At 70.0% G+C, this 6,862-nt stretch carries 5 protein-coding genes; 1 reads left to right on the top strand and 4 read right to left on the bottom strand.

The features are described 5' to 3' along the window. Positions 1 to 131: 131 nt before the first annotated feature. Together ACFV9O_RS16395 and ACFV9O_RS16390 are read right to left on the bottom strand one after the other, a co-directional pair. On the bottom strand, positions 132 to 1,427 hold the full coding sequence (locus tag ACFV9O_RS16395) for an MFS transporter (RefSeq protein ID WP_385417896.1): 1,296 nt from the start codon (positions 1,425 to 1,427) through the stop codon (positions 132 to 134). After that, positions 1,424 to 4,792, bottom strand: a complete 3,369-nt coding sequence (locus tag ACFV9O_RS16390) for a BTAD domain-containing putative transcriptional regulator (RefSeq protein ID WP_385417893.1) — start codon at positions 4,790 to 4,792, stop codon at positions 1,424 to 1,426. Before ACFV9O_RS16390 ends, ACFV9O_RS16395 begins: the two co-directional genes overlap by 4 nt. Before the next feature lie 207 nt (positions 4,793 to 4,999). Between ACFV9O_RS16390 and ACFV9O_RS16385 the strand changes: the two genes are divergently transcribed. Next, on the top strand, positions 5,000 to 5,755 hold the full coding sequence (locus ACFV9O_RS16385) for a 4'-phosphopantetheinyl transferase (RefSeq protein WP_385417891.1): 756 nt from the start codon (positions 5,000 to 5,002) through the stop codon (positions 5,753 to 5,755). Here the strand turns inward: ACFV9O_RS16385 and ACFV9O_RS16380 are convergent. Together ACFV9O_RS16380 and ACFV9O_RS16375 are read right to left on the bottom strand one after the other, a co-directional pair. Beyond that, complete coding sequence (locus ACFV9O_RS16380) at positions 5,734 to 5,973, bottom strand: hypothetical protein (RefSeq protein WP_385417888.1); 240 nt, start codon at positions 5,971 to 5,973, stop codon at positions 5,734 to 5,736. The genes ACFV9O_RS16385 and ACFV9O_RS16380 overlap by 22 nt on opposite strands. Continuing rightward, positions 5,973 to 6,851: an alpha/beta fold hydrolase gene (locus ACFV9O_RS16375; protein WP_385417885.1), complete on the bottom strand. Its 879-nt coding sequence runs from the start codon at positions 6,849 to 6,851 to the stop codon at positions 5,973 to 5,975. Before ACFV9O_RS16375 ends, ACFV9O_RS16380 begins: the two co-directional genes overlap by 1 nt. Positions 6,852 to 6,862 lie beyond the last annotated feature (11 nt).

Raw genomic sequence — 6,862 nt, 5'->3', positions numbered from 1 at the left:
GGAGCCGCCCGTCCCGGCCCGCTGCCGGGACTGCTGCGGGGTCCGTTGTGGGGACCGCCGCGGCGCGGTCTCCCCCCCCGCTTCCTTCCTTCCCCCCCCCCCCCCCGGGGCCCGGTGCAGAGCCAGAGGCCCTAACCCACCTTGGTCAGCTCGACGTCCTTCGTCTCCCGGTAGCGGAAGAACGTGACGGTACTGATCAGGCACAGCGCGACGACGTACCACGGGTACCACTCGCCGTGACCGTGGGCGGACAGGTACTCGATCAGATAGGGCGCGGTTCCGCCGAACAGAGCCACCGTCAGCGAATAGGGCAGCCCGATACCGCTCGACCTGAGCCTCGTGGGGAACATCTCCAGCATGGCCGACGGTGCTGCCGCCGCGCAGCAGCCGAACAGGAGAAGCGCCGCCGTCATCACCACGAAAAGCCAGAGAGCGGAGCCGGTGACGAGGCTGAAGAACAGCGGGGAAAGGCAGGTGAATCCGGCGCCGAACACCAACAGCAGAGGGCGCCTTCCGAACCGGTCGGAAAGCATGCCGAGAAAGGGGAGCGCGGCCACGAAAATCACTTGGGCGCCCACCGAGGCCCACAGCGCGGAGTCCGCCGGAACGTTGAAAGCGTGCTGGGCGTACAGCGGCAGATACGAGGCGAAGGTGTAATAGACCACCGTCGTTCCGAGCGTGAATCCGACCACCCGGGCCGAGGCCCTGGGATGGTCGCGCAGAACGTGCCATGCCGGATTCCCGACCCGGTCGCCCGCCGCGCCGAAGACGTCCGTCTCATGAATACGCCGGCGCAGGTACCAGCCGTACACGGCGAGCAGTGCGCCGAAAGCGAAGGGGACGCGCCACCCCCAGCTGCCGAGGGCGTCGGCGGGGAGCGCACTGTGCAGGATCAGCGAGAGCAGGGTGGCCGCCAGCGTGCCCACGGTCGTGCTGATGTAGATGGCACTGGAGTACAGACCACGGCGCCCGTTCGGCGCGATCTCGTTCACGTAGGTGCTCATCGCCGTGATCTCGCCGCCGGCGGACAGGCCCTGAACGGCCCTGGCCAGCACGAGGAGCACCGGCGCCAGCACGCCCACCTCCTGATAGGGCGGCGCGATCGCGATCAGGAGGCTTCCGCCCGCCATCAGCATGAGGGAGAGCCGCAGTGCCGCGGAACGGCCACGACGGTCGCTGTACGCCCCGATCAGCGCCCCGCCGAGCGGCCGGAAGAAGAACCCGACCGCGAAGATCGCCAGGGCCTGCAGAACCGCCGCCGTCGCATCCCCGCCCGGATAGAACTGCGGGGCCAGCAGGGCGGCGAAGGCCACGTACGAACTCCAGTCGTACCACTCCATGGCATTGCCGATGGAGACCACTGCGACTGTTCTGGCGTTCCTGCTCTTCGATGTGCTGACAATAGGCGCGGTGGCCGTGCTGTTCACGTCGTCCCTCGGATCGTGGGGGTGGAGGAGCCGCTGCTGCGGCCGGTGGACGGAGGCTGGTGCGGCAGGTCGAGCCGGGCGCGTACGTCGTCGGCCTGGGGAGCGCCCACCTCGGTGAACGCCTCCAGGGCTTCGGACCAGTACGCCCGCGCCCTGCCGGGATCGTCGGCGATCGCCGCGACGGTGCCCAGGACCTGCTTCGCCTTGGCCACGTTCAGCCGCTGGGCGGTGGGCACGGACAGCGACAGCGCCCGCTCGGCGCACTCCTCCGCCCGATGCGGTTCGCCGAGGCTCAGATACAGGGGGCCGAGCTCCAGGAGGACCTTGCTGCGGGCGACCCGGTTCGCGCTCCCGTCCGCCAGCCGCCACGCCGACTCGGCATGAGCGGCGGCGCTTTCGCGGCCCAGGAGACAGTCCGCGGCGGCCATACGGGCCAGTGCGTAGGCCTCACCGTCGACATAGCCGATCTGCCGGGCCCCGTCGAGCGCCATGGACGCGTACCGAGCCGATTCCGGCAGGGAATTCAGCCCCGCGCTGATCGCCGACAGCACGCACAGCGTCTCGACCTCGTAGGTACGGTCGCCGCACTCCTGGAATGCGGCCAGTGCCCGCTGCGCCGACTCCAGCGCGGCCTCGTGCCGGCCCCGGTCCTGGTCGACGAGCGCCAGCCCGTACAGGGAGATGCTCCTGTCGTAGGACGAGTCGATGGACTCGGACACCTCCAGGGCCTGGGTGAAACAGTCCCGCGCACCGGACAGCTCCCCGGCCGCCTGGCGCACCAGACCCAGGTTGCGCAGACCGTACGACCTGATGTGGTGCAGCCCCAGCGCACTGGCGGTGGACAACGAGGCCGTGATGAACGTGGTGGCGCCGGCCATGTCGCCCTGGGTCCAGTGGATGGACCCCAGCAGCCCGAGGGTGGTGGCCTCCAGACGGGGGGAGCCGATGTCGCTCGCGATCCTCAGCGCCCGCTGCGCGGCCCGCTCCGCCTCCTCGACCTGGCCCAGGCTCAGATGGGCGAGACTCATGTTGTTGAGGGTGGCGGCGACCTCCTCCCGCATGCCGAGAGCGCTGTGCACGGCCAGGCTCTTCTCCTGATGGGCCATCGCCCGCCGGTAGTCGCCCACGGTGTTGTGCAGATTGGCCAGGCTGCGGTGCATCGACCCGATTCCGTGCTGGTCGTCGCACCTCTCGGCCGCGGCCAGGCCGATACGGGTCACCTCGTCCCACTCGGTCCGGTACTTACCGGTCCAGAAGAATCCCCGCAGCGCGTCCGCCAGATACCAGGAGAGGTAGTGCGGGCCCTCCGTGCCGAAGTACCTGACGCAGGCCATCAGATTGCGGCGCTCGGCCAGCAGCCAGGCCATCGCCTGGCTCTCGTCGGAGAACTGGGGGGCCTCGAAGACCGGCTTCACCGTCGCCGGCAGAGGCAGCCGGAGGAACTCCGTGTGCAGCACGTCCACCGCGGTGCGGGCCCCCATCAAGTACCACTGGCCGAGCCGTTCCACGGCCTCGGCGCGTTCGCGCGCCGGGTGCTCGGCATGGGCGCGGTCCCGCGCGTAGTCCCGCAGCAGGTCGTGGAACTGGTAGCGGCCGGGAGCGTGCTGCTGGAGAAGATTGGCCGCCTCCAGCCGGTTCAGGCTGGTGCGCGCCTGGGCCGCGCTGATGTCGGTCAGTACGGAAATGGCGGCGGGGGAGAAGTCGGCTCCGGGGAAGATACCGGCAAGCCGGAACACCACACGGTCCTCAGGACCCATGGCGTCGTAGGACAGCGAGATTGCCGCCGACACGGCGGAGGTGGTGTCGCCGTCGACGGACAGGGCCGCGAGCCGGTTCCCCTGCCGCAGGCGTTCCAGGTACGCGTCGGTCTGCCCACCCGGAGCGCTGATCAGGTTGGCCGCGGCGATACGCAGAGCCAGCGGCAGATACGCGCACAGGGACGCCACCTCGCGCACCACGTGCGGTGCGACCGCCACCGCGGACTGCCGCAGCATGCCCGTGACCAGTTCCTGCGACTCCTCCGGGCTGAGAGTGCTGACCTGGACCACCTGTGCGCCGTGGCTGACGGCGAGCGCCCGGAACTGCCGCCGGCTGGTGATCAGCACCGAGCATCCCGCGTCACCGGGAATGAGCGGCAGCACCTGGTCGATGCTCGACGCGTTGTCCAGCACCACCAGGACGTTCTTGCCGGTCAGCTTCGACCGGTAGAGGTTGACCTGCTCCGTCAGGTCGACGGGGATCTGGCCGGCCGGCACGCCCAGGCTGCGGAGGAACTGCGAGAGGACCTGTTCCGGGTTCAGCGGCGTGTGCTCGCCGACCCGCTCGTAGCCGCGGAGATTGACGTACAGCTGGCCGTGCGGGAACTCCGCCTGGACCCGGCGCCCGAGACACACCGCGAGCGCGGTCTTGCCCACACCGGGCGGACCCGAGAGCACGACGACGGGAACCCCGGTGCGGCCGGGCGACGGCGGCAGCTGGGCCTCGATCCGGTCGACGAGGTCGTCCCTGCCCACGAATCCCAGTGCCAGTGGCGGCAGTTGGGCCGGTGCGGTGACCGCCTCGGCGGTCTCGGGCCGGAATCCGCCCGGTACGGCCAGACCCGGGTCCGATTCGAGAATGCCCGAGTGCAGGGCCCGCAGCTGCTCGCCGGGCTCGATGCCCAGCTGCTCCACCAGCTCACGGCGGGCCTGCTGATAGACGTCCAGCGCCTCCGCCTGCCGCCCGGCCCGGTACAGGGCCAGCATCAGCAGGCCCCAGAAGTGCTCCCGTAACGGGTTGTCCATGGCTGCCGTACGCAGCTCCTTCACCAGCTGCGCATGGCGGCCGAGGCCGAGTTCGGTCTCGAAGTACGTCTCCAGGGCGGTGAGCCGCTCCTCCAGCAGCGCATCGAGCTCGTCCTGGCGCAGCGTGTCCGAAGGGATGTCGGACAAAGGGGTTCCCCGCCACATGTCCAGGGCCTCGGCCAGTAAGCGCGCGCGCTCGGCCGGCGCGTCGGCCTGGCCGGCGGTCCGGACCAGGCGGCGGAACCGGCTCAGGTCGAGTTGACCCTCGGCCACCTCGATCCGGTAGCCGTTGGCCGCGGTCACCACGAGGTCGGAGTCGCCGAGGAGCACACGCAGACGTCTGACGTACGTGTGCAGTGCCCCGCGCGGATTCGACGGCCTTTTCTCGTCCCACAACCAGTCGGCCAGGCGGTCGTTCTCGACGACCGAACCGGCCCGCAGCAGCAATGCTGTCAGGAGAACGCGCAGCTTCCCCGAATCAATTGCTATGTCTTTACCCGCCACGGATATGGAGAGCGGGCCGAGAATCCTGAAGTCGTTCTCGTCCGAGCATGCCTCGACACCCGTTGTCGCCCCCGTCATACCGTTCTCGACTCCCCCAGTCGTTCATGCCGTACGTTCCATGACGTACGAGCAAAGGGCTTGTGCGGAAGCCCGTTCGGCAGGATAGCCGAGCTTCGGGGCGAGCCGGGGGCGCGGGGTTGTCCGATTCATCACACGGTATCGTCACGGCGCGAAGAGCACGGGCTCCGAGATGATGCCCAGCACCTGAAGGAGGGGTTCCGGCCCGTGATCGAAGGCCTTCTGCCGAACGGCGTGGCGGTGGTTGAAGATGTAAGCGATGAGCCGGGAGATATCTCCGGCTTGTTTCCCGAAGAAGAAGCCGCCATTTCCGCGGCGTTGAAAGAGCGAAGGTATCAGTTCGCCGCTGCCCGTGCCTGTGTCCGCAAGGCGATGACGAGGTTGGGGGAGCCACCCCTGCCGGTCCCCGCCGATGCGGTCGGCGCGCCGAAGTGGCCCTCGGGGCTGGTCGGCAGCATCACGCACTGCCGGGGCTACCGGGCCGCGGCGCTCGCCCGGAGCGCCGACATCGAGACGCTCGGCATCGACGCCGAACCGAACCTTCCGCTGCGGGAAGGGGTGCTGCCGCTCGTCGCGTCCCCCGAGGAACAGGAGCGGCTGCGGGACCTCTCGTGCCATGTGCCCCAAGTCCACCTGGACCGTGTTCTCTTCAGCGCCAAGGAAGCGGCCTACAAGGCGTGGTACCCGCTGTACGGCGTCCGGCTGGGGTTCGGGGACGCGGAGCTCACCCTGTCCGGCCGGGTGTGCGACGGCGGCGGGCCCGGCCCTTGCGGTGACGAGGCGACCGGGACCTTCCGGGCCCGCCTCCTCGCCCGGGACAGCACAACGGCGCATTCCCCCCACGAGGAGTTCCAGGGCCGCTGGGCCGTACGGGGGTCCTTCATCCTGACGGCCGTGGCGCGGACACGAGATACGAGGGACCGAGGGCCCGGGACGGCCTCTCAGAGTTCTGAAGCCGTGTGAGCGGCCCGGAGTTCGGCATCCAGCGGTCCCGCCGATCCGATGAACCAGCAGAGCGCGGTCCACAGGGGCGCCGAGGAGTGAGCGTCGTCGAGCCGGAACGCGCCGTGCATGCTCCGCAGCGTTCGCAGGAAACGGTCCTGCACCTCGCTCTGCCTGCCGCCGCCCGCCGGGACCGGCGCGGCGTCGCTGAGCGGCCGGACACCGTCCGCCGGTTCCATCACCAGCTCCTTCGCAACTGGGCGGCCCGCAGATGGTCCACGATCAGCGACCGGATCACCGGCGCCCAGTGCGGGGGAAAGATGTGCCCCATTCCGGCGATGCGCCACAGGCGTGCACGCGGGATCGCCCGGCACAACTCCCGGCCGTGTTCCAGGGGGAACACCGGGTCCTGCTCCCCGTGGACGACGAGCGTCGGTACGTCGATGGCCCCGATCCGTGCGGTCAGCGGGGGCGTCCGGTCCAGGGCCGCCAGATGGTGGCCGGCGGTGTCCGGTGCCACGCTCCGCCGCATCACCCGCTTCACCAGGCCTTCCCAGTAGGACCGGTCGAACGCCACGGTCGGCCCCAGCAGCACACGCCAGCCGTCGACGGCCGCGGCGAACTGCTCCCGGGGACCGGACGGAGGGGAGGCGGTGAGCCGGGCCGCCCGCTCGAGCATCGGCCGGCGCGGGCCCGGCAGTCCCGTCCGCGGCGGCACCCGTACGTCGCCGTTCGCGTCCGGTGAGCTGGAGAGCAGGACGAGCGACCGTACGAGCTCGGGACGGTGCAGGGCGAGCAACTGGGCCACCATGCCCCCGACGGACTGGCCGACCACGTGCGCCGCGGCCAGGCCCAGTCCGACGATGACGTCGGCGGCGTCCGCCGCCAGCGCGGACAGGTCGTAGTCCCCGTCGGACTTCGAGGACTTCCCGGTGTCGCGGTGGTCGTAACGCACCACGAAGAATCCGTCGGCGGCGAGCAGTTCGCACAGCACGTCCGGCCAGACGATGCCCTGGGCCGTACCGCCCATCACCAGCAGGATCGCGGGATCCGCGGGGTGGCCGAACGTCTCCGTCCACAGCCTTGACCCGTCCTTTGTCGTGATTGACCTCTCCACCGGGCTGTGCT

Origin of the sequence: Streptomyces sp. NPDC059909 (assembly GCF_042730885.1) — a bacterium.
GTDB lineage: Bacteria > Actinomycetota > Actinomycetes > Streptomycetales > Streptomycetaceae > Streptomyces.
Note: the sequence above shows the minus strand (reverse complement) of the source record. Positions and strands in the feature narration are given on the sequence as shown.